We start from the raw sequence: 14,436 nt of genomic DNA on the forward strand, positions 1-14,436 counted from the left end.
GTGATCTCAAATCACAGGCCGAGAACTCTCGCGATTTTCGGCGTCGCCTCATGCCAGTCCTGGACGACGTTGATATCGTCGGGTAGCGGCGGTAGGAATTCCCGCAGGCTGTTGTCGGCCATCAGATGGAAAAGATGGGCGTCCGCAACTGATTCCCGCGCCGATACGAGATTTGGCGGCTGGTCGTCGACAAAGGCGATCGGGCGCCCATGCGGGCCGCGCAGCTTAGCAACGGCAGGCCCCTTGGCCATCTCGGTGGTGAGAAGCGGGTAGGACAGGCCCAGCGCGTCGAGATGGGCACGGCGGATGGCACGGTGCCTGTGGGGCATGGCCGTGAGCAGGACGATCTCGGCCTGTTCGGAAAACCGCGACAGCGCCTCCGCCGCTCCGTCAGTGATGCTTTGCCACGTAGCCTGGTCCTGGAAGAATTCGTCGAGAAGCGCCCAAACCTCGGCCTGCTCGACCAATCGCCCATTGGCACGCTCGGCAATGTTTCCCGTCAGGCGGAAAGACGCGATGGTCAAGGCGAAGCCACGCTCTTCAAGGAAACGCGGAAAAGGACGAATGAACTCCAGGATCACATCGTCGACATCGAGAACCAGCAAGGGTCTGTCGTCGGAAGCCAGTTCCTCGATCTGGCGCGCGGTTTCGGGATCATCACTCATGTCGAACTCTCATATCTGTCTTCACCTGCGGGCAGGTACTTTTGTGCTTCTCCGACCGAAGCCGGAGGTACACCGGTTTCCTGTGCGAACCGCAACAGCGTCGGTTCATGCGCCAGGATGAATTGCAGGACGCCGGCCAGAAAGCCGGGTTCTGCGGCTGCGCGTCTTATCGACGATGCTTCGATGCCGGTGATGGCAAGGAATCTCGGCAGAAGTTCGGGATCGGCGGCAATGAACCCCAGAGCCTTGACGGCAATGGCCTCTGCTTCCTGGCGTATTGACGCATTGTCTGGCATCGCTACCTTCCCCATCGTCGGGATTGGGATTCTTGAGTCACCCCGGCAAGTAGTTGCATCTGCCGCCCACGGCAAGTTGCAGAGGGATACTTATCAGCGGCCAGGCGGATGCGGATGTTTTTCGAACGGTTGATTTCCGTTTTGTCAATCATCTTGCAGTAGTGTGGGAACCGGGTTTGGTGCGTTCCGGCTGAACGCATGGCGGTTGCTGCTCCTATGGATGGCAGCCGGGACGGGAAGTCGATGCCGAAAAAAGTTATGATCGTCGAGGACAATGAGCTCAATATGAAGCTCTTTCGCGACCTCATCGAGGCCAGCGGATATGAGACCGTGCGCACGCGCAACGGGCTTGAGGCGCTGGATCTGGCGCGCACCCACAGGCCCGACCTGATCCTGATGGACATCCAGTTGCCCGAGGTTTCCGGGCTAGAGGTGACCAAGTGGCTGAAGGAGGATGATGACCTTCATGTCATTCCGGTCATTGCCGTTACCGCATTCGCCATGAAGGGAGATGAGGAGCGCATTCGCCAGGGTGGTTGCGAGGCTTACATCTCCAAGCCGATCTCGGTGCCTCGATTCATCGAGACCATCAAATCCTATCTGGGTGATGCCTGATGATAGCCCGTTCCAAACATCGAGGGCGCTGTAGATGACTGCCCGCATTCTCGTGGTCGACGACATTCCGGCTAACGTCAAACTTCTCGAAGTTCGCCTGCTTGCCGAATATTTCGAGGTCTTGAAGGCAAGTTCCGGACCGGAAGCCATCGAAACCTGCGAAACCAGCAAGGTCGACGTCGTACTGCTTGACGTGATGATGCCCGATATGGACGGCTTCGAAGTGTGCCGCCGCCTGAAGAGCGATCCCGCCACCTCCCACATACCGATCTTGATGATCACCGCTCTCGGCCAGGTGACCGATCGCGTGCGCGGACTGGAGGCCGGTGCCGACGATTTCCTGACCAAGCCAGTCAACGACCTGCAACTGATGACACGGGTCAAGAGCCTGGTTCGGCTCAAGATGCTGACCGATGAACTGCGCTTGCGTGCGGCAACGACACGCAACATCGGCATCGAGGAATTGCTCGGCCGCAACTTCCCGTCGCAGGAGACCGCACCCAAGGTGCTGCTTGTCGATGAGCGCCAGAACTCTTTCGAACGCATCCAGGCGATGTTGCGCGGCTCAGTGGACCTCGACGTAGCGACCGATCCGCATGCTGGTTTCTTCCAGGCGGCGGATTCCAATTATGAATGCGTGATGATTTCGACCGGCTTTGCCGACTTCGATCCGCTGCGGCTGTGCTCGCAGTTGCGGTCACTTGATCGAACCCGTTTCCTGCCGATCATCCTCGTCGCCGAGGCAGGTGAGGAAGACCGCATCATCCGCGGACTGGAACTCGGTATCAACGACTATCTGGTGCGCCCGATCGACCCGCATGAATTGACCGCGCGGCTGCGCACGCAGGTCCGCCGCAAACGCTATAACGACCAGTTGCGCGCCAGCGTGACCCAGACCATTGAAATGGCCGTCACCGATCCGCTTACGGGCCTGCACAACAGACGCTATCTGGATAGCCATCTGCAGACGCTGTTCGATCGGGCCGTGGCGCGCCGCCGGCCGCTGTCGGTCATGATCACCGATCTCGACCGCTTCAAGTTGGTGAATGACACTTACGGCCACGATGGCGGCGATGACGTGCTCAAGGAATTTGCGCGCCGGCTGCGCCAGAACGTGCGCGGCATCGATCTGGCATGCCGCTTCGGCGGCGAAGAGTTCGTCATCGTCATGCCGGACACGGACGGCCCCATTGCCGAGAAGGTTGCGGAGCGAATTCGCGCAGAGGTCGCGCATCTGCCGTTTTCGGTCGGCAAGGATGGAAAGTCGATCGACGTCACGGTGAGCGTCGGGGTCTCATCGATCCGCAAAGGCGCGGACAGTGTCGAGGCACTGATGAAACGTGCCGATCTTGCTCTCTATGAAGCCAAGAGCGGTGGCCGCAACCGCGTGGTTGCCAAGGCAGCCTAAAGGCTGAAGGCAAGTCAACCAACAGATTTAGCTGGTCATGCCGTAAAGGTTATGAATTTACCTTAATCCGAGCCTTCGACAAAGCTTGGTTAAGAAAGTGTTGATTTTCATAAGCTCTTGCGCAACTGTCCGTGCTGTTGAGAGGACTGTTCCGGCGCGAGGTGAGTTGCGGAACGGTCCGAAAAATACCCCATGATGCTCAGGTCCGCCGCATCTCCTGGGTCCGTGGGGTCGGCCGGCCGGCGCTGGCACATAGTGGCCTCCTCGTACCGCTGCCAACCGTCGACCGGCCCCCTGTTCCATTTCTCGGTTAGAAATCGAAACGTGTTCCCGCGCCGGGATGGACTGGGGCCGGCTGTGTGCGCCAGCGTGTGAGCCACATGCGTGATCCCGAAACCGGTTAAGCTTTCAAGCGACCTACTTTAGGCGGATGACCTCAGCTCAAAAAACTCAGGCCCGCCGAAGCGAGCCTGAGCTTAGTCAGTTTGGATGTTGCGGTGGACTTCTTAGAAGTCCATGCCGCCCATGCCACCCATGCCGCCGGGCATGCCGCCGGGCATACCGCCGGCGGATTCCTTCTTCGGCGCATCGGCAATCATGGCCTCGGTGGTGACCAGCAGGCCGGCAACCGAGGCTGCGTCCTGAAGCGCCGTGCGAACGACCTTGACTGGGTCGACGATGCCGAGCGAGATCAGATCGCCATACGTGTCGTTGGCTGCGTTGTAGCCGTAGGAAACGCCCTTGTTGTCGAGGATCTTGCCAACGACGATCGAAGCTTCTTCACCGGCGTTCGAAGCGATCTGGCGGGCCGGGGCCTGCAGAGCCTTGCGAACGATGGAGATACCAGCGGTCTGGTCGGTGTTCGCGCCTACAGCCTTGATGCTGGTGGAAGCGCGCAGCAGAGCGACGCCGCCGCCAGCCACGATGCCTTCTTCGACGGCAGCGCGGGTTGCGTTGAGCGCGTCGTCAACGCGGTCCTTCTTTTCCTTGACTTCCACTTCGGTCGAGCCGCCGACGCGGATGACGGCGACACCGCCGGCGAGCTTCGCCAGACGTTCCTGCAGCTTCTCCTTGTCGTAGTCGGAAGTGGTTTCCTCGATCTGCTGCTTGATCTGGGCAACGCGACCCTGGATCTCGGCCTTCTTGCCGGCGCCGTCGACGATGGTGGTGTTCTCCTTGGAGATCGACACCTTCTTGGCGCGGCCGAGCATGTTGAGGCCGACGTTCTCGAGCTTGATGCCGAGATCTTCGGAGATGACCTGGCCACCGGTCAGGATGGCGATGTCTTCCAGCATGGCCTTGCGGCGATCACCGAAGCCCGGAGCCTTGACGGCAGCGATCTTCAAGCCACCACGCAGCTTGTTGACGACGAGTGTGGCCAGAGCCTCGCCTTCGACGTCCTCCGAGATGATGAGCAGCGGCTTCGAAGTCTGAACGACGGCTTCGAGGATCGGCAGCATCGCCTGCAGGTTGGACAGCTTCTTCTCGTGGAGAAGAATGTAGACGTCCTCCAGATCAGCAACCATCTTGTCGGGGTTGGTGACGAAGTAGGGCGACAGGTAGCCGCGGTCGAACTGCATGCCTTCGACGACTTCGAGTTCGGTCTCGGCGGTCTTGGCTTCTTCAACCGTGATGACGCCTTCATTGCCGACCTTCTGCATCGCTTCCGCGATCATCTTGCCGACGGATTCGTCGCCATTGGCCGAAATCGTGCCGACCTGGGCAACTTCTTCCGAAGTCTTGATCTTCTTGGCCGACTTGACCAGCTGGGCGACAACGTCGGCAACGGCCAGATCGATACCGCGCTTCAGGTCCATCGGATTGATGCCGGCGGCAACGTATTTATGGCCTTCCTGAACGATGGCTTGTGCCAGCACGGTTGCTGTCGTGGTGCCGTCGCCGGCCTTGTCGTTGGTCTTCGAGGCAACTTCGCGAACGAGCTGTGCGCCCATGTTCTCGAACTTGTCTTCCAACTCGATTTCCTTGGCGACGGAAACGCCGTCCTTGGTGATGCGCGGGGCGCCGAACGACTTGTCGATGACGACGTTGCGGCCCTTGGGACCAAGCGTCACCTTCACTGCGTCGGCGAGGATGTTGACACCGCGCAGCATGCGCTCGCGGGCGTCACGGGAGAATTTTACGTCTTTAGCAGCCATTTCTTACTCCTGGGCTCTGCGCCCGAAATTCTGATTGCCAGTTTCTATGCAAATGCGAACGGCGTTATCAGCCGATGATGCCCATGATGTCGGATTCCTTCATGATCAGAAGGTCTTCGCCATTGAGCTTGACTTCGGTGCCCGACCACTTGCCGAACAGCACGCGGTCGCCGGCCTTGACGTCCAGCGGAACCAGCTTGCCAGCCTCGTCGCGCGCGCCGGAGCCGACAGCCACGATCTCGCCTTCCTGCGGCTTTTCCTTGGCCGTATCGGGGATGATGATCCCGCCAGCGGTCTTTGCTTCGGATTCAACCCGGCGAACGACCACACGGTCATGAAGCGGGCGGAATTTCGACTTTGCCATTTGATTTCCTCGATGACAGTGATGAGAAACGATTTCCTCTATCCGGCGATGCCGGACTTTGGTTAGCACTCCTGATAGGCGAGTGCTAACGTGCCGCTGAAATAGTCTTGCCTCCCGTGCGAGTCAAGGAGGCGGGGGAGATCAGGCGCGAAGAAAAATACGCCAGTCGCGTAACGAGGGCGGATTTTCGTTCTCCATGCGGCCAGAACAATGAAACACGCGGCCTCGTTTCGGCGCTCCGGCAGTTTGCACTTTCCTTCTTAAGCGCGGTCAGGCGAGCGAAACTCGCACGCTGGGCATTCACGCCGAAGGATAGTGAGGAATTTCGATGAGTTTTCGTTTCAAGGATGTATTCGACCAAACCAATGCAGCGCTCGGCGCCGACGCCTCGCAGGCGCAGGTCGTATTCGAGGCCCGTTCACAGCTTGCCGATGGGTTCCGTAGCAATGTGGCGGTGCGCCAGTTCGACGTTGGTGTCGACGAGCCGCCGGCTCTAGGTGGTCAGGACTCGGCTCCCAACCCCGTCGAATACATTCTGGCAGCACTGGGGTCATGCCAGGAAATCACGTACCGGCTCTATGCCGATGCACTTGGCATTCCGTTGACAGGTGTTTCCGTTCAGTTGAGCGGCAGCATCGACCTGCGCGGCTTCTTCAACGTGGATCGGAATGTCCGGCCTGGATACCAGCAGATCAACGCCGAGGTCATCATCGACAGCCCAGCCTCGCAACAGGATATCGCTCGGCTGAAGGAGACAGTGGATCGGCACTGCCCTGTGCTGGACATCCTTCGCAATCCGACGCCAGTCAATCTCAGCCTTCGAACCGAAACTGCGCAGATCGCTGCGGAATAGATTCGTTCCAAGCGCTTGTTTATTGAGGCCGGGCCATTTGCCCGGCCTTTTTTGTTCGGTGACGATATTGGTCGAGCCACCATCATAAATTTCTACGTTTGTGCGATGCAGTATCTTGAAAGATAAGCACGCTTATTATATATGCCGCTCATGATTACGGAAGGCACTGAAAGGCTAGGATTTCTAATCCATGACGCAGCACGGCTGATGCGCAAGCGATTCGAGGCGCGCGCCAGCGGAATGGGTCTGTCGGCAGCACAGTGGCGCCTGATGGTCAGGGTCACCAAGGAAGAGGGTGTTGCCCAGGCCAGACTGGCCGAACTGCTTGAAATCGAGCCTATCAGCGTTTCACGACTGATCGATCGTATGGAAGAGGGGGGCTGGATCGAGCGCCGCGCCGATGCGTCCGACCGCCGTGTTCGCACGATCTTCCCGACGCCGAAGGCCCTTAAGGCTTACGCCCAGGTAAAGGGCTTGGCTGGCGAGGTTTACGAGGAAGCACTTACCGGCATGTCCGATGACGACAGGCGCGCATTGATCAAGGGGTTGCGAGGGCTGGTCGAAAACTTGTCGGATGACGAAGCCATGTCATGCAAGCAAACGAACAAACTGGAAAGCACCGCACAATGAACGCAGTGACGAAAGTTGATGACAACGCGACCAAGCTGGAAATGGAATCTCCGGCGGCGCAGGTGTCCGCCTCCGCCATGTCGCATCCGCTTGCGGAAAAGGCCAAGCGCGGTCGCCCATCGAATCGCTTCGTATGGATGGTCTCGCTACCGCTCCTGCTTGCCGTGGCCGGTGGCTATGTGTGGGTGACAGGTGGCCGTTACCAGGAAACCGAGAATGCCAACCTGCGCCAGGCGCGGGTATCCATTGCCGCCGACACCGCGGGCCGCATCGTCAAAGTCGATGTCAACGACAACCAGGCGGTGAAGAAGGGCGACGAGCTTTTTGCCATTGACCCCGAGCCCTATCGGATTGCGCTGGCGCGAGCCGAAGCCGCGGTTGCGGGTGCAAGGCTCAATGTCGAGCAGTTGCGCGCGGCCTACAATCAGGCGACGTCGCAGGAACGGGTGGCTTCGAGCGAAGTCGACTACCTGCAGTCGCAATTCGATCGCGCGACCGACCTGTCGAAGAAGGGCATCAGTGCGAAGTCGTCGCTGGACGAGGCGCGCAACGACCTCGACAAGGCACGCCAGCAGCAGGCCGTGGCCGAACAGGGCATCGCCAGCGCCAAGGCAGCGCTCGGGGGCGATCCCGACATTGCAACCGACCGGCATCCGACCGTGTTGGCGGCGCTCGCCGCGCGCGACCAGGCCGCCTATGAACTTGCCCAGACGACGGTGCGCGCACCCGCGGATGGCATTGTCTACCAGGCGTCGTCATTCAAGGTCGGACAGTTCGTCGGTGTGGGTACGCCGCTGTTTGCGCTGGTTGAGACCGGCGACACCTGGATCGACGCGAACTTCAAGGAAACGCAACTTACCCATATGAAGCCGGGCCAGAAGGCCGAGGTGGTGCTCGACACCTATCCGGGCCGCACCTTCGAGGCGACAGTTGAGGCGATCGGCGCCGGCACTGGGGCGGAGTTCTCATTATTGCCGGCGCAGAACGCCACCGGCAACTGGGTGAAGGTTACCCAGCGCATTCCGGTCCGCATCAAATTCACGGACGAAGACGCCAAACTGGCGCTGCGTACCGGCATGAGCGCGACGGTCAGCGTGGACACGGGCGTGTCGCGCGGCCTGCCGCATATATTTGGTCACGCGGTCGCGGCCGAGTGATCGACGGCAGGCCGAACTGAAGACCGGACGGCCGGGCTGATTTCGTATCCACAGAGTTTCGGAAGCGCGAACCCATGTCACAGGGTGAGACCCATCGCGAGGTGCCGCATCGCGGCCTGATCACATTTTCGATCATGCTGGCGACCATCATGCAGGTGCTCGACACGACCATCGCCAACGTCGCCTTGCCATCGATGACGGGCGACCTCGGCGCGTCGCAGGACACGATCAACTGGGTGCTCACCTCCTATATCGTGGCGGCGGCGATCATGACGCCGGTTACCGGGTGGTTGTCGGACCATCTCGGCCGCAAGCAACTGTTCCTGGCCTCGGTGGTGGGATTCGTCGTCTGCTCGATGCTGTGTGGCGTTGCCTGGAGCCTGGAAAGCATGGTTGCCTTCCGTTTGCTCCAGGGCGTATTCGGCGCGGCGATCGTGCCGTTGTCGCAAACCTTCCTGCTCGACATCAACCCGCGCGAGCGCCACGGACAGGCGATGGCCATATGGGGCGCCGGCATCATGGTGGGGCCGATCATCGGGCCGACGCTCGGTGGCTGGCTGACCGAAAGTTTCAACTGGCGCTGGGTGTTCTTCATCAACCTGCCGGTGGGCATCGTCGCCTTTCTTGGCTGTGCTGCCTATCTGCCAAGCGTTGCAAAGCGGGCGCGCGGGTTCGACTTCTTCGGCTTTGCCATGCTGTCGCTGGGCGTCGGCGCGTTGCAACTCATGCTGGATCGCGGCGCGGAAGTGGACTGGTTCGCCGCGGTCGAGATATGGATCGAGTTCGGCCTGGCCATTACCGGCTTCTGGATCTTCATCGTTCATATGGTCACGGCCAAGCATGCGTTTATCGACCCCAAAATTTTCCTAGATCGCAATTTCGCGACCGGGCTGGTCTTCATCTTCGTCATCGGCGTGATATTGCTGGCAAGCTTGGCGCTGCTGCCGCCGATGCTCTCTGTGGTTTTCGGTTATCCGACTATAACGACGGGCATGGTTATGGCTCCGCGAGGCGTCGGCACGATGATTTCGATGCTTCTGGTCGGCCGGCTTGTGCGCGTCGTCGATCCGCGCATGCTGGTCGTCACCGGCCTGCTTCTGACTGCCTATTCGCTTTACGACATGTCCGGATTCTCACCGCAGATGGACGATTGGCCGATCATTACTACCGGGGTGATCCAGGGCCTGGGGCTTGGGCTGGTGTTCGTGCCCTTGTCCACGGTCGCTTTCGCCACGCTCGATGCGCGTTATCGCACGGACGCCACGGCACTGTTCAGCCTGGTGCGCAATATCGGTTCGTCGATCGGCATTTCGATCGTGACAGTGATGCTGACTCGCAATGCCCAGATCAATCACGGTGAACTGGCAGCGGGGATCAATCCTTATAACCCCAATCTCTGGAGCGCGTCGCCCGGCGCAGCGCTGGGAGACCCTGCCGCGCTTTCGCAACTCAATGGTCTCATCAACGTCCAGTCGCTGATGATTTCCTACGTCAATGATTTCAAGCTGATGATGATGGTGACGCTGCTGGCGCTGCCATTGGTGTTCCTGTTGCGCCGGCCGCAATATGCACCGGCGGGCGCCGCCCCCGCAGCGCATATGGATTAGGAGAGTGTCGCCTAACCTCTATTGCTTCACTTGCCCAACAACAGCGCCCAGTAGCGCCACTCCGGGTTTTTGCCATCGCGGACATAGGCAAGGCCGAAGCGGGTGAAACGGGCATCCAGAATATTGCGCCGGTGGGGCGGAGAATCCATCCACATCTCGAACAGCCTGCGAATATCCATGCGCCCTTCGGCAATGTTTTCTGCCGCTGCTCCCTTGATGTCATTTCCGTCGACGCGCGAGGCGAAATCCTTGCGCCAACCGGTGGTATGCGTCATGCGCTTGGCACCGGCCATATAACCTGCTTGCTGCAACGCGGCCCGTTCCAATTGGTTGTCGGGAGCTAGCCCGGATCGTCCTGCTGCGCTGCGGATGCGACCCAGCGTATCGGCGGCGGAATTCGAGGCCCCGGCTCCGGAGCCTATCGGCGCCACGGTGCCGCAACCGGCCAGGACCGTAAGAAGGCCTAGACCTATGATGAAGGTGCGGCGCTCCTGATGGAAAGCCGTGTTGGAAGCCAGGTCTTTGGAATCGATGCCGGTCATGCTCATGTCGCCTGATAGGCAGGCGATCATGGCTTTTGGCGGGCAGGGCGCTAACTGATGATGCGCAGGTTCGACAGTTCGTTGCCGATTTCCTCGAAATCCTTCGATAGCGATGCGCCGGTGGCGTTCCAAAACAACTTGGCCGGCTTGCTCGGATCGCTCGAATCCTTGCGGAAGCGTGATTCCGAGGCGCATGCCTTGAGGGCTTCGATGGCTTTGTTTTCGCTAGTCTTGGTTGTGGACAGGTCGAGCGCCACGGTCATGACAATGATCTTGGCGGCCTTGGCGTTGTCGCACAGCTTGGTCAGCTGTTCATTCAGCGCGTTGGTATAGTTGCTGTTCGTATAGTTGAGCGTGCCGATTGCACCGGACGTGCCTGAAAACAGGCGCGTCGTGGCGGTGCCATTGTAGCCAACGCCAGTATAGCCATAGGCCGCATAGGTCGACTTGTTGCCGGCGGGATCGTTGCCGGGTACCGAATAGGTATTCTCGCCGTCGGTCAGCACGATGACGACCTTGTCGTTGCCTTTTTCCGTTTCAGCACGACCCTGCGCGAAAGGTTCCGTGCTGGACACCAAGCGCCATCCCCAGGCCATGCCTTCCGGAACATCGGTGTTGCCATTGGCGATCATGCCGTCGATGGCAGTCTTGATCGTCTCGAGACCTTCCGGCGTCGTGACGTTGGTAAGCGGCGTCAGCGGCTTCGTGGTGCAACTGTAGTTGGGGCCGGCGCCGGTTTTGAGGACGGGCGCATCGTACGACCTGGCCTGGAAGTATTTCGCCATATTGTTCTGGCGTGTCTTGCCCGTCGTGCTGGATGGGTCGTCGTTCCACCAACTATTGGTAGCACTATAGGTCTTGGGTGCGGATTCATCGGGATCTTGCGTCAGCTTCCAATGGTTTCCCGGCTCGTCCGGGGCAAACATCGGTACGAACATGGTGGCAGGATCGCCAAAGCCGACGCCCGTGTTGTTCGGGCCGCCGGATGCCGCGCTATCGTCTATATTGTAGGGGTAGGGGCGAGCCTCGATACAGCCTTGCCAACTGGCAAAGGGTCCATAGGAATCGACATAGTCGTATTCCTTATGGCTGCGCTCGCAGGTGTTGTTCCAGCGGTATTTGTCACAGACCACGCGCTCGCTGCCGTCGACGCGCTCATGGCTGGTGACGACCTTCATGTCCTTGTAGAGCGAGAAGCGCGTGAGCATCTCGCCCTCTTCAGATCCCCAGCCGGTTCCTGCCTTGCGCCAGATGCCGAAACCATCCTTGGTTGCGTGTTTGTCCGGCGCCGACAACGTCGACCAGTCGAAATTCTCATTGTGGACCGGCGACAGGCCAGCGATGTCGATCCAGGAACTGCCATCGTTCTGCGGACCGACATTGACCGAGGCGGCAAACGGCACCAGCCCGAACTGCACGGGCTTGTCCACCTGCTTGATCTGGTTTGCCTGGAGTGCAAGCGTATCGACCAACTGTTTGGAGGCATCCTTGAGCAGGTCGATGCGCCGCTGTCCCGAGCCGGTGCCGTAATTGGACATCGAACCGGAATTGTCGAGCACCAGGGCAACTTCCAGCGTGTTCTTCAGGCGCACTTCCGAATCGACGCCGAAGGAGATCTTGCGGTTCGCCGTTTCGGCGTCCTCGCCCGCCATTCGAGCGAAAGCCGGATAAAAATAAGGTTTGTAGTTCAGGTTTGCGGTTAGCTTGAGCGTGCCGCCACCCGCAGTGCTATCCGGGAGCTTGACGCTCAAGGCCGTGTTGCCCGGATCGACGCCGTTCAGGTTGGCGTGGAAGAAATCCAGCGCATAGGCGCGCAATTGATCGTCCGTCGCACCCTCCACGATGCGCCTGGCTGTTGCGATATTGGCGGCATCGAGCGCGTTGGTGACGATCTGCTTCTGGCGCACCATCTCGCTGTAGTCCACCGCAAGTGCGACGGCGCCCATGATCGGCAACAGGGCGATTACCGTCATGAGAGCGTAGTTGCCGCGTGTGTCGCTGCAGAACGTACGCCAAAGTGCAGGCATGATGGTTGCGGCCCCCGCCGGATGGATATGTCAGGCGTTCATTGTGTCAGCAAATGCTGAAAGACCAGTGTTGGCCGACGATTGATTTGCACGATCGGACTTCAGGGCCTGTTAACCAATCGGATAGCTGCAGGAAAGAAAAACCCCGCCAGGCGGCGGGGCAGTCGACATCCGTCGGCGATGATCAGCTTACGATGCGCAGGTTCGACAATTCGTCGGCGATTTCCCTGAAATCGTCGGAGAGCGTTGCTCCCGTAGCGTTCCAGAACAGCTTCGCCGGCTTGTTGGGATCCGAGGGATCCTTGCGGAAGCGCGATTCAGACGCGCAGTCCTTCAATGCGTTGATCGCTTTTTTCTCGGCAGATTTCGATTCCAGAAGATCAAGTGACACCGTCATGACGATGATGTTGGAATTCTTGGCGTTCTTGCACAGCATCTGCATCTGCTCATCGAGCGCGGCGGTGAAGTTGCTCGACGTGTGCGTGGACTTTTTGACGTCCGAGCTTGTGTTGAGGAAAAGGCGTGTCATGCCGGTGTCAAGGTATTTGACGCCCGTGTAGCCATAGGCGGCGTAGGTCGACCTGTTATTGGCGTAGCTTGAATCGTCATCGGGCGAATAGGTGTTGGCGCCGTCCGTCAGGACAATGATGATCTTGTCGTTGCCGCGTTCGACTTCCGATCTGCCTCGCGTGAAAGGTTCGGCACTCGATACCGTGCGCCAACCCCAGGCCATGCCTTCAGGAACGTTGGTATTTCCGTCGGCCTGCATCGCGTCGATGGCAGTGGTCAGCGTGGTTTTCTCGGCATCTTTCTGCAAATCCTGCATAGGGGTGATCGGTGTGGTGGTGCAGGAATAGTTCGGAGTTCTGTCGGAATTCGCAGATGAGGAGTTGTAGGGCTTGGTCACGAAGTATTTGCGCATGTCACGCTGGCGCTGCCTGACATCTTGGCCGCTTCCGCTGATTTTCGCCCAACTGGCGTATTCGTTCCAATCCATCCACCAGTTGTTGCTGTAGCTATAAGACGCACTGCTGACATCGTTGTTGCCGTCGCGATTGAAATCCCTCCATACCGTTCCTGCTTCGTCAGGAGCGAACATCGGTACGAACATCGACGCCGGCGTTGAGGTCGACGGCGCGAAGTCGCTGGCATTGTACGGGTAGGGGCGAGCTTCGATGCAACCGGCCCAACTGGTGTATGGGCTCGTGCCATACACGTACTTGCCGCCGGAGGTCGTGCGGCTCGATTCGTAGATAATATCATCGTAGAGGCTGAACCGGGTCATTTCATGATCCTCGGTCAGCCCCCAGTTCTTGCCGCGTTTGTACCAGATATCCCCGACCTTCTCGACATATTTGTCCGCGAACGGCGAGTTGTTCTTGGTCATCGAGGACCAGTCGAAATTTTCGTGATGAATGGGAGATATGCCTTTCGTATCCATCCAGCTCGCGTCGCGGTATTGCGAGCCTACATTGACCGAAGCGGCGAAAGGGACGAGCGAGAATTGAATCGGCTTGTCCACCTGCTTCATCTGCTTGGCTTCGATGGACATCTGTTCGACGAGTTGCTTGGCTGCGGCTTTCAGGAGAGCCAGGCGCTGCTGCCCGGTACCGGAGCCCTTGGTTGTCATGGAGCCCGAATTGTCGAGCACCAATGCCACCTCCAGGGTATTCTTGAGCCGGACTTCCGAGCAGATGGAAAAATCGAAGTCGCTGGATTCCTTGCCGATCAGTTTTGCCGCCGCCGGGAGGAAATAGGGCGAGTAGACCAGACTCGCGCACATGCGCATTTCGCCGCCGCCGGTGCTTCTGTCAGGCAGGGTAACGAAGAGCTCGGTCTTGCTTGGACTGACGTGGCGAAGATTGGCTAGGTAAAAATCCTTGGCGTAGGCCTTCGCTTCGGTTTCGTTTGCCCCAGCCTGGATCTGGCGGGCCGTGGCAATGTTGGCCGCGTCGAGCGCGTTGCGCGTATCGAGCCGCTGACGCGACAGTTCGGTATAGTCGATGGCGATCGCCAAAGCCCCCATCAATGGCGCCATTACGAGCGCCGTTATAAGGGCATAGTTGCCGCGCGTATCTTTCCGGAATTTGTGGAACATCGGCTTCGTGACCCCCTG

13 protein-coding genes are annotated in these 14,436 nt (G+C 59.3%); 6 read left to right on the top strand and 7 right to left on the bottom strand.

Annotation, left to right across the window (positions count from 1 at the left end):
- Positions 1-11: 11 nt before the first annotated feature.
- Positions 12-665 (bottom strand): hypothetical protein, encoded by a 654-nt coding sequence (locus ASD64_RS03385; RefSeq protein WP_056100716.1) that lies wholly within the window; start codon positions 663-665, stop codon positions 12-14.
- Positions 662-961, bottom strand: coding sequence for a DUF3572 domain-containing protein (locus ASD64_RS03390; protein WP_056100718.1), 300 nt, complete (start codon positions 959-961; stop codon positions 662-664). The genes ASD64_RS03385 and ASD64_RS03390 overlap by 4 nt, the downstream gene beginning before the upstream one ends.
- Positions 962-1,219: 258 nt before the next feature.
- Here ASD64_RS03390 and ASD64_RS03395 point away from each other — a divergent pair, with 258 nt between their 5' ends.
- Entirely contained in the window at positions 1,220-1,576 is a 357-nt protein-coding gene (locus ASD64_RS03395; protein ID WP_082549853.1) for a response regulator, read from the top strand.
- A 34-nt stretch (positions 1,577-1,610) separates the two neighbouring features.
- A complete protein-coding gene (locus tag ASD64_RS03400; RefSeq protein WP_056100721.1) occupies positions 1,611-2,984 on the top strand; it encodes a PleD family two-component system response regulator in 1,374 nt (457 codons plus the stop codon).
- Positions 2,985-3,490: 506 nt separating this feature from the next.
- Here ASD64_RS03400 and groL read toward each other — a convergent pair.
- Both groL and groES read right to left on the bottom strand, forming a co-directional pair.
- Positions 3,491-5,140, bottom strand: coding sequence for a chaperonin GroEL (groL, locus tag ASD64_RS03405; protein WP_056100723.1), 1,650 nt, complete (start codon positions 5,138-5,140; stop codon positions 3,491-3,493).
- Between the two features lie 67 nt (positions 5,141-5,207).
- On the bottom strand, positions 5,208-5,504 hold the full coding sequence (gene groES, locus ASD64_RS03410; protein WP_056100728.1) for a co-chaperone GroES: 297 nt from the start codon (positions 5,502-5,504) through the stop codon (positions 5,208-5,210).
- A 328-nt stretch (positions 5,505-5,832) separates the two neighbouring features.
- On the opposite strand from groES, the gene ASD64_RS03415 reads away from it, so the two are divergent.
- The 4 genes from ASD64_RS03415 (at position 5,833) to ASD64_RS03430 (ending at position 9,751) form a co-directional block, all read left to right on the top strand.
- Positions 5,833-6,357 (top strand): OsmC family protein, encoded by a 525-nt coding sequence (locus ASD64_RS03415; RefSeq protein ID WP_056100731.1) that lies wholly within the window; start codon positions 5,833-5,835, stop codon positions 6,355-6,357.
- Positions 6,358-6,498: 141 nt separating this feature from the next.
- Entirely contained in the window at positions 6,499-6,987 is a 489-nt protein-coding gene (locus tag ASD64_RS03420; protein WP_413813569.1) for a MarR family winged helix-turn-helix transcriptional regulator, read from the top strand.
- On the top strand, positions 6,984-8,144 hold the full coding sequence (locus ASD64_RS03425) for an HlyD family secretion protein (protein ID WP_056100734.1): 1,161 nt from the start codon (positions 6,984-6,986) through the stop codon (positions 8,142-8,144). Before ASD64_RS03420 ends, ASD64_RS03425 begins: the two co-directional genes overlap by 4 nt.
- Before the next feature lie 74 nt (positions 8,145-8,218).
- Positions 8,219-9,751: a DHA2 family efflux MFS transporter permease subunit gene (locus tag ASD64_RS03430; protein ID WP_056100737.1), complete on the top strand. Its 1,533-nt coding sequence runs from the start codon at positions 8,219-8,221 to the stop codon at positions 9,749-9,751.
- A 26-nt stretch (positions 9,752-9,777) separates the two neighbouring features.
- Here the strand turns inward: ASD64_RS03430 and ASD64_RS03435 are convergent, their stop codons facing one another.
- The 3 genes from ASD64_RS03435 to ASD64_RS03445 form a co-directional block, all read right to left on the bottom strand.
- Positions 9,778-10,293 (bottom strand): CAP domain-containing protein, encoded by a 516-nt coding sequence (locus ASD64_RS03435; protein WP_156459991.1) that lies wholly within the window; start codon positions 10,291-10,293, stop codon positions 9,778-9,780.
- 50 nt (positions 10,294-10,343) lie between these two features.
- The gene (locus ASD64_RS03440; RefSeq protein ID WP_056100740.1) at positions 10,344-12,320 is read right to left on the bottom strand and encodes a pilus assembly protein; all 1,977 of its coding nucleotides are present in this window, start codon (positions 12,318-12,320) and stop codon (positions 10,344-10,346) included.
- A gap of 184 nt (positions 12,321-12,504) precedes the next feature.
- A complete protein-coding gene (locus ASD64_RS03445) occupies positions 12,505-14,418 on the bottom strand; it encodes a TadE/TadG family type IV pilus assembly protein (RefSeq protein WP_056100742.1) in 1,914 nt (637 codons plus the stop codon).
- Between the last annotated feature and the right edge of the window lie 18 nt (positions 14,419-14,436).

The sequence above is a fragment of the Mesorhizobium sp. Root157 genome (assembly GCF_001427385.1).
In the GTDB taxonomy this organism is placed as follows: domain Bacteria; phylum Pseudomonadota; class Alphaproteobacteria; order Rhizobiales; family Rhizobiaceae; genus Mesorhizobium.

Excerpts from the sequence above, each read along its gene's own strand:
- ASD64_RS03385 (WP_056100716.1), bottom strand. The coding sequence starts at position 665 with ATGAGTGATGATCCCGAAACCGCGCGCCAGATCGAGGAACTGGCTTCC.
- ASD64_RS03390 (WP_056100718.1), bottom strand. The coding sequence starts at position 961 with ATGCCAGACAATGCGTCAATACGCCAGGAAGCAGAGGCCATTGCCGTC.
- ASD64_RS03395 (WP_082549853.1), top strand. The coding sequence starts at position 1,220 with ATGATCGTCGAGGACAATGAGCTCAATATGAAGCTCTTTCGCGACCTC.
- ASD64_RS03400 (WP_056100721.1), top strand. The coding sequence starts at position 1,611 with ATGACTGCCCGCATTCTCGTGGTCGACGACATTCCGGCTAACGTCAAA.
- groL (WP_056100723.1), bottom strand. The coding sequence starts at position 5,140 with ATGGCTGCTAAAGACGTAAAATTCTCCCGTGACGCCCGCGAGCGCATG.
- groES (WP_056100728.1), bottom strand. The coding sequence starts at position 5,504 with ATGGCAAAGTCGAAATTCCGCCCGCTTCATGACCGTGTGGTCGTTCGC.
- ASD64_RS03415 (WP_056100731.1), top strand. The coding sequence starts at position 5,833 with ATGAGTTTTCGTTTCAAGGATGTATTCGACCAAACCAATGCAGCGCTC.
- ASD64_RS03420 (WP_413813569.1), top strand. The coding sequence starts at position 6,499 with ATGCCGCTCATGATTACGGAAGGCACTGAAAGGCTAGGATTTCTAATC.
- ASD64_RS03425 (WP_056100734.1), top strand. The coding sequence starts at position 6,984 with ATGAACGCAGTGACGAAAGTTGATGACAACGCGACCAAGCTGGAAATG.
- ASD64_RS03430 (WP_056100737.1), top strand. The coding sequence starts at position 8,219 with ATGTCACAGGGTGAGACCCATCGCGAGGTGCCGCATCGCGGCCTGATC.
- ASD64_RS03435 (WP_156459991.1), bottom strand. The coding sequence starts at position 10,293 with ATGACCGGCATCGATTCCAAAGACCTGGCTTCCAACACGGCTTTCCAT.
- ASD64_RS03440 (WP_056100740.1), bottom strand. The coding sequence starts at position 12,320 with ATGCCTGCACTTTGGCGTACGTTCTGCAGCGACACACGCGGCAACTAC.
- ASD64_RS03445 (WP_056100742.1), bottom strand. The coding sequence starts at position 14,418 with ATGTTCCACAAATTCCGGAAAGATACGCGCGGCAACTATGCCCTTATA.